This is a genomic window from Stenotrophomonas sp. 1278 (assembly GCF_029892765.1).
GTDB lineage: Bacteria > Pseudomonadota > Gammaproteobacteria > Xanthomonadales > Xanthomonadaceae > Stenotrophomonas > Stenotrophomonas indicatrix.
On the sequence record NZ_JARXWD010000006.1, the window covers coordinates 189721 to 207033 of the forward strand.

Annotated in this window: 12 protein-coding genes and 3 tRNA genes; 4 read left to right on the forward strand and 11 right to left on the reverse strand. The window is 66.7% G+C overall.

Annotated elements, in window-relative coordinates; genetic code table 11:
* Nucleotides 1-25 precede the first annotated feature (25 nt).
* The 4 genes from M2299_RS08675 to M2299_RS08690 all read right to left on the reverse strand — a co-directional run bounded on the left by M2299_RS08675 (nucleotide 26) and on the right by M2299_RS08690 (nucleotide 6910).
* Entirely contained in the window at nucleotides 26-2134 is a 2109-nt protein-coding gene (locus tag M2299_RS08675; RefSeq protein ID WP_100436088.1) for a phospholipase C, phosphocholine-specific, read from the reverse strand.
* 10 nt (nucleotides 2135-2144) lie between these two features.
* Nucleotides 2145-4523 carry a TonB-dependent receptor gene (locus M2299_RS08680; protein ID WP_280884207.1) on the reverse strand — a complete coding sequence of 793 codons (2379 nt, stop codon included), beginning with the start codon at nucleotides 4521-4523 and terminating at the stop codon, nucleotides 2145-2147.
* A 117-nt stretch (nucleotides 4524-4640) separates the two neighbouring features.
* Nucleotides 4641-5567, reverse strand: coding sequence for a c-type cytochrome (locus M2299_RS08685; protein WP_099783575.1), 927 nt, complete (start codon nucleotides 5565-5567; stop codon nucleotides 4641-4643).
* Nucleotides 5564-6910: a cytochrome c gene (locus tag M2299_RS08690; protein ID WP_032976535.1), complete on the reverse strand. Its 1347-nt coding sequence runs from the start codon at nucleotides 6908-6910 to the stop codon at nucleotides 5564-5566. Before M2299_RS08690 ends, M2299_RS08685 begins: the two co-directional genes overlap by 4 nt.
* A 183-nt stretch (nucleotides 6911-7093) precedes the next feature.
* On the opposite strand from M2299_RS08690, the gene M2299_RS08695 reads away from it, so the two are divergent.
* Entirely contained in the window at nucleotides 7094-8245 is a 1152-nt protein-coding gene (locus M2299_RS08695) for an alpha/beta fold hydrolase (protein ID WP_280884208.1), read from the forward strand.
* A gap of 3 nt (nucleotides 8246-8248) precedes the next feature.
* On the opposite strand, the gene M2299_RS08700 is transcribed toward M2299_RS08695, so the two are convergent.
* Nucleotides 8249-9388, reverse strand: a complete 1140-nt coding sequence (locus tag M2299_RS08700) for an MFS transporter (RefSeq protein WP_032976527.1) — start codon at nucleotides 9386-9388, stop codon at nucleotides 8249-8251.
* A gap of 187 nt (nucleotides 9389-9575) precedes the next feature.
* On the opposite strand from M2299_RS08700, the gene M2299_RS08705 reads away from it, so the two are divergent.
* Both M2299_RS08705 and M2299_RS08710 read left to right on the forward strand, forming a co-directional pair.
* Nucleotides 9576-10271 carry an alpha/beta hydrolase gene (locus M2299_RS08705; RefSeq protein WP_033830819.1) on the forward strand — a complete coding sequence of 232 codons (696 nt, stop codon included), beginning with the start codon at nucleotides 9576-9578 and terminating at the stop codon, nucleotides 10269-10271.
* A 157-nt stretch (nucleotides 10272-10428) separates the two neighbouring features.
* Nucleotides 10429-12624 carry a TonB-dependent siderophore receptor gene (locus M2299_RS08710; protein WP_280884209.1) on the forward strand — a complete coding sequence of 732 codons (2196 nt, stop codon included), beginning with the start codon at nucleotides 10429-10431 and terminating at the stop codon, nucleotides 12622-12624.
* Between the two features lie 54 nt (nucleotides 12625-12678).
* On the opposite strand, the gene M2299_RS08715 is transcribed toward M2299_RS08710, so the two are convergent.
* Entirely contained in the window at nucleotides 12679-13380 is a 702-nt protein-coding gene (locus tag M2299_RS08715; protein ID WP_025878940.1) for a pirin family protein, read from the reverse strand.
* A gap of 140 nt (nucleotides 13381-13520) precedes the next feature.
* Here M2299_RS08715 and M2299_RS08720 point away from each other — a divergent pair, with 140 nt between their 5' ends.
* Nucleotides 13521-14441: a LysR family transcriptional regulator gene (locus M2299_RS08720; protein ID WP_025878941.1), complete on the forward strand. Its 921-nt coding sequence runs from the start codon at nucleotides 13521-13523 to the stop codon at nucleotides 14439-14441.
* A 641-nt stretch (nucleotides 14442-15082) separates the two neighbouring features.
* Here the strand turns inward: M2299_RS08720 and M2299_RS08725 are convergent.
* The 5 genes from M2299_RS08725 to thiD form a co-directional block, all read right to left on the reverse strand.
* Nucleotides 15083-15159: transfer RNA gene (locus tag M2299_RS08725), tRNA-Arg, on the reverse strand.
* 32 nt (nucleotides 15160-15191) lie between these two features.
* Nucleotides 15192-15268: transfer RNA gene (locus M2299_RS08730), tRNA-Arg, on the reverse strand.
* A 58-nt stretch (nucleotides 15269-15326) separates the two neighbouring features.
* Nucleotides 15327-15403 (reverse strand) — tRNA-Arg (locus tag M2299_RS08735).
* Nucleotides 15394-16320, reverse strand: a complete 927-nt coding sequence (locus tag M2299_RS08740; RefSeq protein ID WP_280884210.1) for an alpha/beta fold hydrolase — start codon at nucleotides 16318-16320, stop codon at nucleotides 15394-15396. Before M2299_RS08740 ends, M2299_RS08735 begins: the two co-directional genes overlap by 10 nt.
* Nucleotides 16317-17126, reverse strand: a complete 810-nt coding sequence (thiD, locus tag M2299_RS08745) for a bifunctional hydroxymethylpyrimidine kinase/phosphomethylpyrimidine kinase (RefSeq protein WP_025879449.1) — start codon at nucleotides 17124-17126, stop codon at nucleotides 16317-16319. Before thiD ends, M2299_RS08740 begins: the two co-directional genes overlap by 4 nt.
* Nucleotides 17127-17313 lie beyond the last annotated feature (187 nt).

The window sequence follows — 17313 nt, forward strand, 5'->3', positions numbered from 1 at the left end:
CGCGCCCGGCTCCACAGAATCACTTTCAGCCGTGATCGAAGCGCAGCGGTTCGCTGCCCATGGCAGGGTCGCTGGTGCCAGGCCGGCCGTCTTCGGTACGTCCGGCGAGGCGTTGCTCGACGCCCTGCGAGCGCACGATCAGGTCGTACCAGCCTGCGGTTGGTGCGGGATCCCAGGCCAGTACGGTTTCCGCGCCGGCCACCAGCTGCAGTTCGCGGGTGGGCATGTGGCCGACATAGGCGCCGGCCTGCACCTGGACCTTCCGCGCTGAAGGCGATGGATTACGCAGTGTCAGGCGCATCTGGCCGTCCGCGCGCTCCACGTGCGCGTACAGCGGCGCGAGCGTGCCATCGCCGCGATAATGGCGATGGAATCCATTTGGTCCCAGCAGCCAGAGATCGTAACGACCCTGCGCATCCAGCGGCCAGCGATCCTGCAGCGGGGCACCCGGTACCACGGTGTAACGGCGCGGAACGGCGTCCAGGCGCAGGCGGTCGTAGACATGCAGCACGGCCGCGGCGCCATCGCTGGCCAGCAGCAGGGTGAGACCAGCACCATCCACCGATGTGGCCTGCACGTGCGGCCGATAGGGCAGTGCCCGTGCAGGACGTACGCCGGGCTCCTGGCGGGCCGGATGCAGGCCATCGGGCAGCGCGGGCACGGTACGGCCGGGCAGGGCGGCGGCGCGCGCGGCGACAGCGGTGACATCGGGCAGCGCCTTGGCGAAGGGGCGGGTGTCGCGCTGGGCGAAGTCGAAGGCGTTGCTCAGATCACCGCAGACCGCACGCCGCCACGGCGAGATGTCCGGCGCGGCGACGCCGAAGCGGCGCTCGATCAGACGCAGCACCGACGTGTGGTCGTACACCTGCGAGTCGACCCAGCCGCCGCGGCTCCACGGTGAAATCACATACAACGGTACGCGCGGGCCAAGCCCATAGGGGCGCCCACGCAGCTCGGCGGCATCGTATTTCTGGTCGCCTGGTGCCGGGTGGCGGTGGTACTCGCCTTCGGTACTGACCGCCGACGCACCGGCCCAGCCGGCACCAAGCGGGGAGGGCGGTGCCGGTGGCGGCACATGGTCGAAGAAGCCATCGTTCTCATCGAACATCAGCAGCAGGGCGGTACGGCTCCACACCTCTGGATCGGCGGTCAGTGCATCCAGCAGGCGCGCAGTATAGGCGGCGCCCTGCGCGGGGCTGGACGGACCGGGGTGCTCGCTGCCGGCTGCGTCGGCGATGATGAAACTGACCTGCGGCAGGCGGCCGCTGATCGCGTCCTCGCGCAGCTGCGCCAGGCCACGGGTACTGACGCCGCGCGCGCGCAGCTCCGGGTCATGCCCCGGGGCGCCGCGGTACGCCTGGCGGAAGGTCTCGAACCCGGCAAGCGGGTTGTCGGTGAAGTTGTCGGCCATGTCCTGGTAGATCTGCCAGGACACGCCGGCCTGCTGCAGCCGCTCGACATAGCTGGCCCAGCGGTACGAGTCCGGATGGCCGCCCAGCTCGGGGAAATTGTCGTGCGAATTGGCGATCACCGGGCCGCCTGCCTGGCCCTGGGCGTCGTTGTGGCCGGTCCACAGGAACACGCGGTTCGGGTTGGTGCCGGCCTGCATCGCGCAGTGGTAGGCATCGCACAGCGTGAACGCATCGGCCAGGGCGAACTGGAACGGCATGTCGCTGCGCTGGAAGTAGCCCATCGAATGGTTCTGCTTGGCCTTGGGCCAGTGCGCCATGCGCCCGTGGTCCCACGCCTGCTGTGCATCAGGCCAGGTGTGGGGCGTGCCTTCCACCCGCATGTAGCCGAAGTGCGCAGCGGTATCCAACGGGAAGGGGGCGATGGCGCGTTGTCCGCTGGCGTCGGGCTGCAGCCACAGGCTGCGCGGGCGGTCGCCACCGGGCAGCGGTGATGCCGGGGCAACGAAACGGTCACCGAAGCCACGCACGCCCGGCAACGTGCCGAAGTAGTGGTCGAACGAGCGGTTCTCCTGCATGAACACCACGATGTGCTGCAGGTCCTGCAGGCTGCGCGTGCGCGAAGCAGGGGCGATCGCTGCTGCCCGGGCGATGCTGGGCAGCAGCGGCGAAAGGCCGGCGGCGACGCCGGCCTGCAACAGTCGGCGTCGGCCGGTATCAGTCACAGGGTCACACTCACAGGTCCACGCGGAAGGAGATGCCGACGGTGCGCGGGGCGCCGATGAAGGCGTTGTCGCGGCCGTCCACCCCTGCAAGATAACGCTTGTCGGTCATGTTGCTCACCACCAGGTTGGCGCCCATGCCCTTCAGGCGCGGCGACAGGCCCTGCAGGTCGAAGCCGATGTTGGCGTTGAACACGGTGGCCGAGGGCAGCTTGTTGACGTTGGCCGCATCCAGGTAGCGTTCGCCCAGGTAGCGGCCGGACAGGCCGAAGTTCCAGTTCTCACCCTGCCAGTCGGCCGACACCACCAGGATCTGCTCCGGCTGGCCGATCACCTTGGCGCCATCGACGATGCCCAGCTGCGTGTCGCGCGCGTCGTTGCCGCTGCCCAGGTACTTGGACCGGTTGTAGGTGTAGGCCGCATTGATGCGCCAGCCATTGTCCCAGCCGTAGCCGAAGGCCGCTTCCAGGCCGTTGCTCTCCACGCCGCCGAAGTTCTCGTAGACGCCATCGGTCTCGCCGAGGTAGTCGATGCCGCTGACCAGGCCGGCTGGCAGATACACGATGCGGTTGTCGAACTTGATGTTGTAGAGGGTGACCGAGGCGGTCAGCGGCCAGCGGCTGATGCGCATGCCCAGTTCGATGTTGTCGGCGGTCTCCGGTTCGACGTTGCGGAAGCGCTGGGGATCGGTTTCACCCAGCACGCCGGACGGGATCGCGGCGAAGTTCTGCGAGTAGCCGGCGAACAGTTCCAAGCCCTCCACGCCCGGGGCCCAGGTGAAGCCGGTGGACAGCAGCGGATCGGACTTCGAGTCGGACTTCACATTCTCGGCGGCGCCAATCACGCGGCGGCGGGACTGGTCGACGAAGAACTGCTTTACGCCCAGGCGTGCGCTGAACGGGCCGAAGCGGGCCACGTCCTCGACGTAGTACATCTGCTCATCGACCTTGTACTTGTCCTCGAACTGCACCCAATAGGGCTGGTGGTCGAAGGCGATGTCCTGGCCGACGTTGAGCAGGCGGTGCCAATCGCGGCGCACGGAACGGTCCAGCTTCTCCACCCACAGCCCGCCGCGTACGGTGTTGTCGATGGCACCAAAGGTCTGCCGCCATTCGACGTCGGCGGTCACGCCCACGCGATCGTTGTCGTAGTGGGAATGGCGGTAGGACTGCGCGCCCTGCACGTTGCCGGCGTAGCAGTTGGGGTCGTACTCGGCGCTGAAGCCGAGTCGCGGCGTGCAGCTGGCCAGGCGCTGGGCGGAACTGCCGTCGGGGTTCACGAAGTAGATCTGGCCGCGGTTGCTGCCACCGTAGACCGTCCTGCCGCCGAGGTACTCCGACTGCGGGCGACCGGCACCGTCGTCGTTGACGTCGGCCAGGTACGGCGGCAGCCAGTCACCGCGGCCCTGCATGCGGTGCCCGTAGGCGGCCATCGAGGCCTTGAAACCGTTGCCGCCATCGAAGGCTGCGCGCAGGTAGCCGAACGTGTTCTCGCGCAGTGCGCGCGAACCGGAGCGGTAGTTCTGGTCCAGGTACGGAATGCCGGTCAGGGTGCCGACCAGGCCGTCGCGGTCGGGGTTGGTGGCGAACCCCTTCGGCGAAACACTGGTGTACTCCGGCTCGTCGGCATCGTTGTAGGACAGGTAGCCAGTCAGGGTCCAGCGGTCCAGCTCGGTGATGAACTTGCCGGCGATGTTGTCGTTGCTGGTGTGGCCGGTGCCATCGATCCAGTCATGCACGCGCGCCGACGATGCGCTGATCCACGCGCGGGTGTGTCCTGCAAGCAGGCCGGTGTCGTAGCGCACGTAATACTTGCGCGCTTCATTGTCACCGGCACCCACCACCATGCGCAGTCGCTGCTCCTGCAGCGGGTCGCTGGTGAGGAAGTTCAGGGTGCCACCGAGTGCTTCGTTCGAGCGCGAGGAGATATCGGCCGTGCCCTGGCTCACTTCCACCGTTTCCAGGTCGAGCGTGTCGATGTAGCGGTTGGCCAGCGAGCCGCCGCCATAACCGGAACCACCATTGGGCAGGCCATCGATGGTGGTGCCGATCTGCTGGGTGTCGCGGTTGGTGACAAAGCCGCGCATGCTGATCTGCGTGCCCCACACCGAGGAACCGGTGGCATCGGCTTCGCTGACGACCACGCCGGGCACTTCGTTGAGCGCGCCATTGACGCTGCTCAACACGGTCTGCCGGTTCAACGTTTCCTGGCGCACCGAGGTCTTGGCATAACTGGTGGCCTGGCCGATCACCTGTACCTGGTCCAGGGTCCGCGCGTCGGCGCTTCGCGTATCGGCCACATCGCCCTGCGGTGCTTCAGCCAGGGCATCCAGTGCGGGAGCAATCAGCAGGGCAAGCAGCGAGATACGGGGAAAGCGCGCAATCGTTCGCATCGAAACCGGACCTTCAAGGGAGGAAAGTCCGGGAGTGTCGGCAGCGCCGATGACATGGCGGTGACGCGCAGATGCAGGGAGTGTGTTGTGTGACGGCCGGCAAGACCGGGGCGTTGCTCAGTAGCGCGCGTCCTTCGGTTTCGGATCGCGCGGCCAGTCCTTGGCCTTGCCGGCGAAGTCCGGGCGCGGCTGGTTGATGAAGTAGCTGGCGATATCCACCGCGTCCTGGTCGGGCATCACCTGCTGGCCCAGTGGCGGTTCACGGGTCGTTGCCGGCGGCATGTTGTGCTTGACGAAGCCTGCGGCCTTGTACAGCCGCGCCATGCCGGCACCGATGTTGAAGCTGCGCTCGCCCCACAACGGCGGGAACGCGATATCGCCGCTGGCGTCGCGCCGGCCTTCGCCGTTGTCGCCGTGGCAGGCGGCGCACTGCGCGGCATACAGCGCCTGTCCACGTATCGGGTCCGGTGTCAGCGTGCTGTCGATCGGCCCTTCGCTGGGCGCGGCCACGCGCGCACCCTCTGGTACCGGGCGGCTCAGCCACGCCATGTATTCCAGCATCGCACGCATCTCCGGCGCGTCCTTGGCCAGCGGCTTGCCGTTCATCGAACGCTGCAGGCAACCGTTGATGCGCTCGGCCAGGCCGATTTCCCTGCCCGGTCGCGGCATGTAGCGCGGGTAGCTGCCGCCTCCGGTGTTCAAGTAGTGGTTACCGAACGGTCGCTTGCCCTCGGCCATGTGGCACGAATTGCAGTTCAGATCGTTGCCGACGTTGTCCGGCAGAAGGCGTGCGGTCTCGTTGAGCAGGCGACGGCCGAACATCACCGCGTCGGCGTTGCCGAGGCTGGCGATCTCCTCGGCACTGGGCACGTGGTACTGGCCCACCACCTGGCCGTGGCTGTCGAGGATGTCCAGGGTCCTCGCGACTTCCGCGTCCAGGTCCGGGTACAGGTGCTGGTACAGCAGCGTGCCAGCACCGGCCAGCAGCACCACAACGACCGCGCTGGCGATCAACGCTGTCGAACGCTTCTTCGAACGCCTCATTGCGCCGTCTCCTGAGGGACCACATGCGCCGGCTTGTCACGCACCACCCGGCGCATGCGCGCTACGTCCAGTTCAGTGACCGCGCTGGCCTGGTTGCCCCAGCTGTTGCGGATGAAGGTGAGGATGTCGGCGAGCTGCGCATTGGGCAGCTGCTCGAAGCCCGGCATGGTGAATGCCATGCGGTCGTGCGCGGTATGTGGCGTGCGCCCGCCGGTCAGGGTCACCTGCACCAGCGAGCTGGGATCATCGGCGAAGACGATGGAGTTGCCCGCCAGGGCTGGGTAGACCCGTGGCATGCCGCGGCCATCCGCGCGATGGCAGGCCTGGCAGTGTTCGGCGTAGGCCAGCGAACCGGCCACCCGGTAGTCGCCGCCGCGCAGTGCGGCGGTGGTGGTGTCGGTGCCCGGCGTCCACTGCGCGCTGCGCCCTTCGCGGGCCGGCAGCTGCTTCAGGTACCGCGCCATCGCCAGCAGATCGGCGTCGGACAGGTACTGCGTGCTGTGCTCGACCACATCGGCCATGCCGCCAAAAGCCGCGGAGCGATCGGTGCGGCCGGTGCGCAGGAACTCGACGATTTCGGCTTCGCTCCAGCTGGCCAGGCCGGTCTGTTCATTGCGCAGGTTCTTCGCGTACCAGCCTTCCAGCACCGAGCCGGACAGGAACTGGCGGCTGCCATCGTCGGCCATCGCCTTTTCCTGGAAGGCCAGCCCGCGCGGGGTATGGCACGCGCCGCAATGGGCCAGGCCTTCAACCAGTTCGGCGCCGCGCTGCTGGCCGGCATCCAGGGTGGGATCAGGGCTGAAGCTGCGCGGGCGTGCGAACAGCAGCTGCCACCAGGCAAGCGGCCAGCGCATGTTTGCCGGCCACGGAATCGTGCTGTCGGCGTTGTCCTGCCGGACCGGCTGCACCGCACCCATGAAGTAGGCATACAGCGCCTTGATCTCGGCATCGCTGGCGATCACGTACGAGGCGTAGGGCATGGCCGGATACAGCGGCTGGCCGTCATGGCGGATGCCACGCCGCACCGCGCGCTCGAAATCGGCGTAGTCGTATGCGCCGATGCCGGTCTCCGTGTCCGGTGTGATGTTGGTCGAGTACAGCGTGCCCATCGGGGTCTGCATGCCAAGGCCACCGGCGAACGGCCTGCCACCCGGTGCGGTATGGCAGGCGGCGCAGTCGGCGGCACGCGACAGGTACCGGCCCTGCTCGATCAGGGCCGGGTCGTGGATGTCGACCTCGGCCTGTTGCGGTGGGGCGAACCAGTACGGTGTACTGCGGGCGATGCCGTAAGCGGCGGCCAAGGTGGCGGCCAGGGCAATGGCGAGCTTGAACGGGGTGCGCATGCCGGCACTGTGGCCATTCGTGCGATGGCGTTCATTGATCCGGATCAATGCTTTGGCCGGTCGCGACATTGTGACAAGCTGAATCGATCCTGCGCTGTCATCAACCCGTCATCCAGCTGCGATAGATGGCGCCGGGCGTGGCCGCTAACCTGCCACGCTGTCGCACTTTTCCCCTGACTGCCCATGAAGCGCCTGCTGCTGCTTTTGCTGGCGTGCGCCGGCCTGTGGCTGGCTGCATGCTCTTCCTCGATGACGGCCTCGTCCACCTCGCTCAGCGACCGCCTGATCGCGCCCGGTGGCGTCTCGACCCTGCTTGATCAACCGCGTATCGCCGCAGCTGTGGCCGCGCTGCCGAACCGGCATGGCTTCGCCCCGGGCCGTGATGGCGTGCCGATCTTCTGGCGTGCTTTCGATGCGGGCGACTACGGTGCGCGCTACCACTACCTGCCGCAGCAGCACCAGAACGGCCTGCCGCTGGATACCGGGTTGAGCCTGTCCGTACCGCAGCCGTTCCGCGCGCAGGCGCCGCGCGGCACCGTAGTGCTGCTGCACGGCTGGATGATGAACGGTGATTCGATGCTGCCATGGTCGCTGCAGCTGGCCGAGTCGGGCTACCGCGTGATCACCCTGGACCTGCGCAACCATGGCCAGTCCGGCGCCGGTCCCTCCGGCTACGGCACCTACGAGTCGGACGATGTTGTGGATGTCATCGCCGAACTGCGCGCGCGCGGCGAAGTGACCGGCCCGCTGTACCTGTTCGGTGTTTCCTACGGCGCTGCCACCGCATTGTTCACCGCCGACAAGCTGGGCGACCAGGTCGCCGGCGTGGTGGCGATGGAATCGTTCGCCAATGCCGGGGTTGCGATCCGCACCATGATTCCGCATCTGATGGCCCTGCAGCCGGAAGGGTTGAAGGCACAGGCCATCGCTTCGTATGCACGCTGGCGCTACGGCAGCCAGGACATCAACCAGGTGGTGGCCGCCGCCAGCCGCCGCATCGACGTGGATCTGGACAAGGTGGATGTTGCCCGCGCGCTGGCCGATACCCGCGCCTGCGTGCTGCTGCTGCACGGGCAGGGCGACCAGCACATTCCGGTCAGCCAAGGCCGCGCGTTGGCGCAGGCCAATCCGCGTGCGCACTACATCGAGATGCGCGGCGAAGATCACATCACCCTGCCGCTGCGGCTGGACCTGCTGGCCGGGGCGGTCGATGACTGGATGGCGCGCGACGAGCACCATCCGAAAGCCGCGTGTCCGGCACCGCAGTTGCCGGACCAGGCCGAATGGCTGGTGCATGGCGTCGACACACCCGCAAAAACCCCAGCACGCGGCTGAGCTTCAGGGCAGGCGGCGGGCCAGCGAACGTGCAGATGCCGCTACACCCAGCAGCATCGCTGCCACGCACAGGAAGGCAAAGCCCAGGCTGGTGGCATGGGCGAGCGCGCCGATCGCTGCGGGGCCTGCAAGAATGCCGGCATAGCCCAGCGTGGTGACTGCGGTGATCGCAATGCTCTCCGGCATCGCGCGCTGCTGGCCCGCCATCGAGAACAGGGCGGGCACGATGTTGGCGCAGCCCAGGCCCACCAGCACGTAGCCAACCAGCGCCATGGCGAAGGAGGGCACCAGCGTGGCCAGCGCGAAACCGGCCGCAGCGGTGATGCCGCCAATGACGATGGTACGGGTTCGGCCGAGGCGCTCGACGATGCCATCGCCGAACAGGCGCATCGCCGTCATCGCCAGCGTGAACACGGCAAAACCGGCACCGGCCTGGTCGCGCGGCACGTGGCGTATTTCGGCCAGGAACACCGCGCTCCAGTCCAGCATCGAACCCTCGGCCAGGAACACCACGAAGGCGAGCACGCTGATGAACAGCACCACGCCGTGCGGCAGGGCCAGCATCGGGCCGTCATGCAGAATGCGCTGCGGGCGCCAGTGCGGTGCCGACAACAGGGCCACCAGCAGCATCGCCGCCACGGCAACCAATGACGCCAGCCACAGGGGCGTGCCGAGAACCAGCAGGCCGGTCATGCAGCCGGCGCCGATGAAGCCGCCGATGCTGTAGAACGCGTGGAAGCCGGACATCATCGGCCGCCCTGCATCGCGCTCGACGGCCACCGCCTGCATGTTCATCGTGCAGTCCATCGCCCCCACACCCGCACCGAAGACGAACAGCGTTGCTCCCAGTGCCAGCGGCGTGGGGGCGAGCGTCAGCAGTGGCAGGGCGAGCAGGATCAAGGCCGTGGTCGCGATCATCAAGCGGCGCGAGCCCAGGCGCGCGGTCAACGCACCGGCCAGTGGCATCGCCAGCAGCGAGCCGAGGCCAAGGCACAGCAGCAGCCCGCCCAGGCTGGCGTCGGACAACCCGGCCTTGGCCTTGGCGAAGGGCACCATCGGTGCCCAGGCAGCGGTGGCAAAGCCGGGAATGAAGAACGCAGCGCGGGTCGCGTGCTGCTGGGCGCGGGGAGAAGAGGGCGTCATGCGCGAGGAAGGCTCCAGAGGATCGCCTTCATGAAAACGTTTTCAGAAGCCATCGGCAAGTGCCATGGATGACATCGGGCGACGCATACGAATGCAGTGGTCCGGATGCGTCACCGTTGATTAACGCCATCAGTGGAGAGTAGCCCGACGGTCGGCATTCCGCCCGGCCGCCGCCGGAGATCAGCGCATGAGCACCACACCGACCATCCTCCTCGTCCATGGGTTCTGGGGCGGGGCCGCACACTGGGGCAAGGTCATCCTGGAGCTGCACCGCAAGGGCCACGACCAGGTGAAGGCGGTCGAACTGCCGCTGACCTCGCTGGTCAACGACGCAGAGCGGACGCGCAGGATGATCCGCCAGATCGATGGCCCGGTCGTACTGGTCGGGCACTCCTACGGGGGCGCGGTGATCACCGAAGCCGGCAACCAGCCGAATGTGCAGGCGCTGGTCTACATCGCCGCATTTGCGCCGGACAGTGGTGAGAGCCCCGGTGGCATCACCCAGCAGCACCTGCCCGAAGCGGCGCCGAACCTCGCCCCGGACAGCGATGGCTATCTGTGGCTGCGTGCCGACAAGTTCCATGAGAGCTTCTGCCAGGACCTCAGCGCCGACGAAGGCTGGGTGATGGCGGTGACCCAGAAGGCGCCGCTGGCCAGCACCTTCGGCGATGCGATCAGCGATCCGGCGTGGAAGCACAAGCCGAGCTGGTACCAGCTTTCCAGCCAGGACCGGATGATCGCGCCACAGAACCAGAAGGCCATGGCCGAACGCATGCAGCCCAAGCGCCTGCTGCAGCTGGAGGCAAGCCATGCCTCGCTGGCCTCGCATCCCTCCGAAGTGGCAGCACTGATCCTGGAGGCCGTGGCTGCCGTCGACGGCTGACTATCGCCAGGCAGCAGTCCCAGGTCAGGCACTGGCGCCACCCCACGACAGCGGGGGCGCAGGAGAGTAAACTCCTGCGCCGGCCGCCCTTGGCCGCATTTCCCCCTTCCCCTCGAGCCGCCGCCAGAGGATCCCACCCCTTCGTGGAGGTCCCGTCGTGTCGTCTGTGCCTGTTCGTTTTTCCGTGCTGTCCCTGCGTCGCCGCCCATTGGCGAAGGCCCTTGCCAATGGTCTTCTGCTGACCACACTGGCCACTGCCGGCGCCGCCTCGGCGCAATCGGCGCCGGCTGAAGAAGAGGGCAAGACGCCCTCGCAGACGCTGCAGACCGTACAGGTCACCGCCAACCAGCTGGGCACCATCACCGAGGGCAGCGGCGCGTACACGCCGGGTACCATCGCCACCGCCACCCGCCTGGTGCTGACCCCTCGGCAGACCCCGCAGACCATCAGCGTGATCACCCGTGCGCAGATGGACGACTTCGGTCTGGATGGCATCGATGACGTGATGCGGGTGACCCCGGGCATCAGCATCGTCACCTACGACAGTGAGCGCACCGAGTACTACGCACGTGGTTTTGCCGTGCAGAACTTCCAGTACGACGGCATTCCGATGTCACGCGACTCGGCGTACTCGGCCGGCAATACGCTCAGCGATACCGCGATCTACGACCGCATCGAAGTGCTCAAGGGCGCCACCGGCCTGCTGACCGGCATGGGCGACCCCGGCGCGACCATCAACCTGGTGCGCAAGAAGCCGGGCAAGGAATTTGCTGGCAGTGCGACGCTGGGGGTCGGCCGCTGGGACGACTACCGTGCCGAAGTCGATGTCGGCGGACCGTTGACCGCCGATGGCCGCGTGCGCGGGCGCGCGGTAGGTGCCTGGCAGGACAAGCATTCCAATCTGGATTTCTACCAGCGCACCAGCAAGGTCGGCTATGCCGTGCTGGAAGCCGATCTGGGCGAACGCACGCTGCTGACAGTCGGTGGCGACGTGCTGGAGAGCGATCCCAAGGGCTCGACCTGGGGCGGTATTCCGCTGCTGGACAGCCAGGGCAATTTCAACGACATGCCGCGCTCGTTCAACAACGGCACCCACTGGAGCGGTTGGCGCCAATACGTGCGCACCGGCTTTGCCACGCTGGAACATACCTTCGACAACGACTGGGTAGCCAAGCTGCAGCTCAACCATCAGGTCAACGGCTACGATGCGGCACTGGCCGGTGCGGCCGGTGGCAATCCCGATCCGGTCACCGGCGAAGGCGTCTCGTTGTGGCTGGGCAAGTACGTCGGCAAGACGGTCAGCAACGCGGCCGACTTCTATCTGAGCGGCAATTTCGGCCTGTTCGGTCGCCAGCATGAACTGGTGGTCGGCGGCAGTGCCTCGCGCAAGCGCTGGACCAACACCGGCTATTCGCCGCAGCCCGGGTACCCGACCGCCGTTGCCGACTACAACAGCTGGAAGGGCGACATCCCGGAGCCGGAATGGCAGCGCGGTTATGGCAACAATGAGGTGACCCGCGAGAACGGCCTGTACGTGGTCGGTCGCTTCGACGTGGCCGACCCGTTGAAGGTGATCGTCGGCAGCCGCCTGGCCAGCTACCGTTCGCCGCAGACGCGCGAGACCGGCGTGTTCGTGCCTTATGCCGGCGTGGTCTACGACCTTGGCCAGCACTATTCGGTCTACGCCAGCTACAGCACCATCTTCAAGCCGCACAGCGAACGCGACGAACAGGGCAAGGCACTGGATCCGCTGGAAGGCCGCAGCTATGAAATGGGCCTGAAGGCGGAGTTCCTCGATGGCCGCTTCAATGCCAGCGCGGCACTGTTCCAGCTCGACCAGGACAATTTCGCCCAGCCTACAGGCGGCAAAACGCCCAACGGAGAAGATGCCTATCGCGCACTGATGGGCGTACGCACCAAGGGCTACGAACTGGAGATGTCCGGGCAGTTGGCCGAGGGCTGGCAGGTGCAGGGCGGCTTTGCGCACAAGATCGCCCGCCAGGCCGGCAGCAAGGTGACCACGCTGGAGCCGGAAAACCAGTTCAGCCTGCACACCAGCTACCGCCTGCGCGGCGACTGGCAGGGCCTGACTGTCGGTGGCGGTGCGCGCTGGCAGGACTCCACGTTCGGCGACATCACCAACCCGGCCAGTGGCACGTCGGTGGTTCATCGCACCCAGCCGTACTGGCTGCTGGATGCCATGGCCCGGTACCAGTTCAACGATCGCCTGTCGGCCACGGTCAACGTCAACAACCTGCTGGACAAGCGCTATTACACGATCTTCAGCTGGTACAGCACCTACACCTGGGGCGAGCCGCGCAACGTGCGGCTGGCAGTGACGTACAGGTTCTGATCGCGTTGCAACAGGACATGCCCGCGATGCCGGATGGCATCGCGGGCATGCTGGTTACAGCTTCAGGTCGAACACCAGCACTTCGGCGTCGTTGCCGTTTTCCAGGGTCAGCTGTGCCTCGTCGCTGACCTGCAGTGCGTCACCCGCTTCCAGGGTGATGCCATTGACCTGCAGCTGGCCACGCGCCACCTGCACATACGCGCCGCGGCCGGCAGCCAGGGCGTGGTGCAGCTTCTGCTCGCCATCGAGGATGGTGGCGAAGATGCGCGCATCCTGATGGATGTGCAGCGAACCATCGGCGCCATCCGGCGAGGCGATCAGGCGCAGCTGGCCGCGCTTGCTCTCCGGCGTGAAGTGGGTCTCCTCATACGACGGCGCGATGTTCTCGGCCTCCGGGAAGATCCAGATCTGCAGGAAATGCACCGGATCGCTGGCCGAATGATTGAACTCGCTGTGGCTGACGCCGCTGCCTGCGCTCATGCGCTGCACGTCGCCGTAGCGCAGCACCGAACCGGTGCCCATCGAGTCCTTGTGTTCCAGCGCGCCGCCCAGCACGTAGGAGACGATCTCCATGTTGCTGTGGCTGTGGGTGCCGAAACCCTGGCCGCCGATCACCTTGTCTTCGTTGATGACCCGCAGCGGGCCGAAGCTCACATAGCGGGGGTCGTAGTAGCTGGCGAACGAGAAGGTATGGCGCGAGGACAGCCAGCCATGCTCGGCCAGGCCACGGGTAGCGCTCTTGCGGATCTGCAGCATGATGGAATCTCCTTGTTCGATGGTTTCGATGGGGCGGGGTGGGCGGGTAGCCGCTGTGTTTCCCCGTTGAAGAGAAGTATCCGCTTGCACCTTGGGTTTGAAAAACGGATAGTTTTGACAGCCATCATCGAAAATTTCGAATGCTCAAGCTCAGCCTCGATGCCCTGCAGATCCTGGACGCGATCGACCGCCGAGGCTCCTTTGCCGGCGCCGGCAAGGCCCTGCACAAGGTGCCTTCGACCATTTCCTACACCGTGGCCAAGCTGGAAGAGGATCTGGGGGTGCAGCTGTTCGACCGGATCGGCCCGCGGGCAGAGCCGACCGAGGCCGGGCGCGCGCTGCTGGAGGAGGGCAGGCACCTGCTGCGTGCGGCCCGGGAGCTCGAGCTGCGGGTGCGGCGGGTGGCCTCGGGCTGGGAGGCGGAATTGACCCTGGCGGTGGATTCGGTATTTCCGACCTGGCTGCTGGGGCCGGATATCGCCGCGTTCCGCGAGGTGGCGGCGCCCACCCGGCTGCGCCTGTTTGGCGAAGCACTGTCCGGTACCTGGGAAGCGCTGCTGGACCGGCGCGCCGACCTGTTGGTCGCGGCTCCCGGTGAGGGCCCCAGTGGCGGGGGCTACGTGGTCGAGCCGCTGGGCAGCGTTGATTTTGTGTTTGCGGTGGCACCCGGGCATCCGCTGGCGTCCGTACCGGGTGTGCTGGGCCGCGAGCAGTTGGCGCCGTATTGCGCGATCGCCGTGTCCGACTCGGCGCGGCGGCTGCTGCCACGAACGGTGGGGCTGTTGATGGGCCAGGAGACGTTGACCGTGCCGGACATGGCCAGCAAGTTGAAGCTGCAGTGCCAGGGGCTGGGATTCGGCTTCCTGCCCGAGCCCTGCGCGCGCGCGGCGGTGGCGCGCGGCCAGCTGGTGATCCGCGAGGTCGAGGAGCACAAGCCGGAAGAGACCTTCTGGTTGGCCTGGCGCACCGGCGAAGATGGCGCGGCCCTGCGCTGGTGGCGCGAGCGCCTGCGGCGGCCGGAGCTGCTGGCGCAATGGTGGCAGGCGATGGCAGAGGGGTAGGGTTCGGCAGGCCTGCACCTGCAGTAGTGCCGGCCGCTGGCCGGCAACCTCAACAGCAACAGCAATAGCAACAGCAACAGCAACAGCAACAGCAACAGCAGAAGCTGGTTTCCTGTGGGGAGGCGGGGTGGGTCCGGTTGCGGGAGACGCCGTAAACCCGTCCATGGGGGCTTGGCCGCGGCATCCATGCCGCGGACACTCCCGCAACCGGACCCACCCCGCCTTCGACAGATTTTCGCGATCTGCCGGAATGGCTTGGCCTGCTCTTGGCCTGCTCTTGGTGGGTGTCGACCTTGGTCGACACGTAGATCCACGCCAAGCATGGATGTCCTTCGTTCAACTGTCGAAATATTCGAATTCAATGGAGTCATCCACGCACGGCGTGGATCTACTGCAGATCGCGGTGATCTGTCAGGGGCGGGGCGGTATGGGTAGGCAGGACCGTTGGCGCCATGGATGGCGCCATCGATCCCCCATGGATGGGTTTACGGCGTGTCCTGCCTATCCATACCGCCCCGCCATCCCACGGAATGCCAGCTGTTGCTGTTGCTTGCGCAGTGGCTTCTGCAGGTGCAGGGCGCAGCCCTGCCAAAAAACACACATAAAAAAACAGCAGGCCGAGGCCTGCTGTTTCGGTGTAATGGTGCGCCCGGAGAGATTCGAACTCCCGACCGCCTGGTTCGTAGCCAGGTACTCTATCCAACTGAGCTACGGGCGCCAATTACATAAACTTATTGTGTTGATCGTGTGTGGTGCGCCCGGAGAGATTCGAACTCCCGACCGCCTGGTTCGTAGCCAGGTACTCTATCCAACTGAGCTACGGGCGCGCGGTACACAATCAAATTTTACTGCACTTCCAGCGGCGGATGCTGAAGGTCTGTCGAGTGGTGCGCCCGGAGAGATTCGAACTCCCGACCGCCTGGTTCGTAGCCAGGTACTCTATCCAACTGAGCTACGGGCGCCCTGCGACAGGAGCGGAATTATGCGGATGTCGGCGCGAGTCGTCAACGCTTTTGTGAAAATTTTCACCCAACTGAATGAAAAACGCCTCTGCGACAGCCTCCGGGTGTTTCATCCACGCGAAGTGATCGGCCTGCGTACCCAGCTCCTGCGCAGAAAGCACGCGTAATTCCGAGGCGACATTCGGCAGTTTCGCCAGCAGCGCCTGCATTGATCCGCTTGGCGCCAGCCAATCGTCTTCCATCAGCACCGCCTGCGCACTGCCGTGCACGCGCGCCATCTGCGCATCCAGGTCCTCGTCCATGCCTGCGGCGGCGTAGTGATTGCTCAGCCCTACGCGTGCCCAGTCGGCGGTCAGTCCGCGTGCTTCGGTGCCGCCGAAACCCAGCCGGCGCCCGTGCAGCACGCCCTGGCGCCGCGCGATCCACGGCAGGAAGCGATAGATCAGTGGCAGCAGGCAACCGCGTGGTGGCGGGAACGTGCGCCAGAACGGTGTACCGCTGGCGGCCAGCCACAATCGATCGAACGCCTGTGGTTGGCGTCCGGCGTGCACGCAGGCCAGCTGCCCGCCCAGGCTGTGGCCACCGATGATCCATGGCAGTACCTCCTGCGCGTCATCGGCATCGGCGAGCAGGGCCTGGCTGGCCGGCAGATCGTGGTCGAGAATCTGCCGGTAGCCCCAATCCTGGCTGCGCGACGGGCGCAGCGAACTGCTGCCATTGCCACGCCATTCGTGCAGGTAGACCGCCACGCCCCTGGCTGCAAGTGCCTGCGCCAGCGGTACGTAGTGGCGCGCGGCCACGCCCAGCGCCGGCAGCCACAACAGCCGTGCCAGCGGCTGTGCGGGCACGCAGGCGATCACGTCGAAACGGTGGCCATCGCCGCTGTTCACGGTGAGCGCGCGTGGCGAATCGCTCATGCGTGGGGCGCCGCGCCGAAGTGGTCCAGTACCAGCACCTCGCTGCGGCCGGGCGCATAGCCCTGCTGCAATCCGCGCGCTACGTAGTCGATGCCGGCTTCGCAGGCATTGGCCAGGCTCAGCCCGTTGCAGAGCTGCGCGGCGATGGCCGAGGCTAGCGTGCAGCCGGTGCCATGCGCATCCAGTGGCAGGCGGGCATGGATGAATTCTTCGCTGCTGACGCCGTCGAAGTAGCGGTCGACCACGCGGTTGCCTTCGTGCAGGTGCCCCCCCTTCAGCAGCACTGCACCGGCGCCCAGATCAAGGAGCGAGGCGGCGGCCCGCTCTGCGTCGTTGCCATTGGCGATGCTGCGGCCGACCAGCAGCTCCGCTTCGGGTGCATTGGGGGTGACCAGGGTGGCCAGTGGCAGCAGCCGTTGACGCATTGCCTGCAGCGCGCTGTCCTCCAGCAGGCGCGCACCGCTGGTGGCCACCATCACCGGGTCGAGCACCACGTGCGGTGGTCGATGGCGTTCCAGTGCATCGGCCACCGCGTGGATCACCTCGGCGTTGGCCAGCATGCCCAGCTTCACCGCGTGGATGTCGAAGTCGTCGAAGCAGGCTTCGATCTGCGCGCGCAGGAAGTCGATCGGTGGCACGTGCACGGCGCGGACGCCGCGGGTGTTCTGCGCGGTCAGTGCGGCAATCACCGACAGCCCATGCACGCGATGCGCGGCGAAGGCCTTCAGGTCAGCCTGGATGCCGGCGCCGCCGCCGGAGTCGGAGCCAGCGATGGTCAGGGCGGAAACAGGGGTGGTCGGGCTCATGCAGCGATTGTGCCGTGCTGCCTTGCCAGGGGGTAGTGCCTGCCGGGCTGCGCCCGGCACCGGCAGAAGCCGGGGCAACAGCAACAGCGGCTCTGGATTTCTGCGGGGGAGGCGGGGCGGTGTCGGATTGCGGGGACGCCGCAAGTACGTCCTTGTAGGCTTGGCCGCGCCATCCATGGCGCGGACA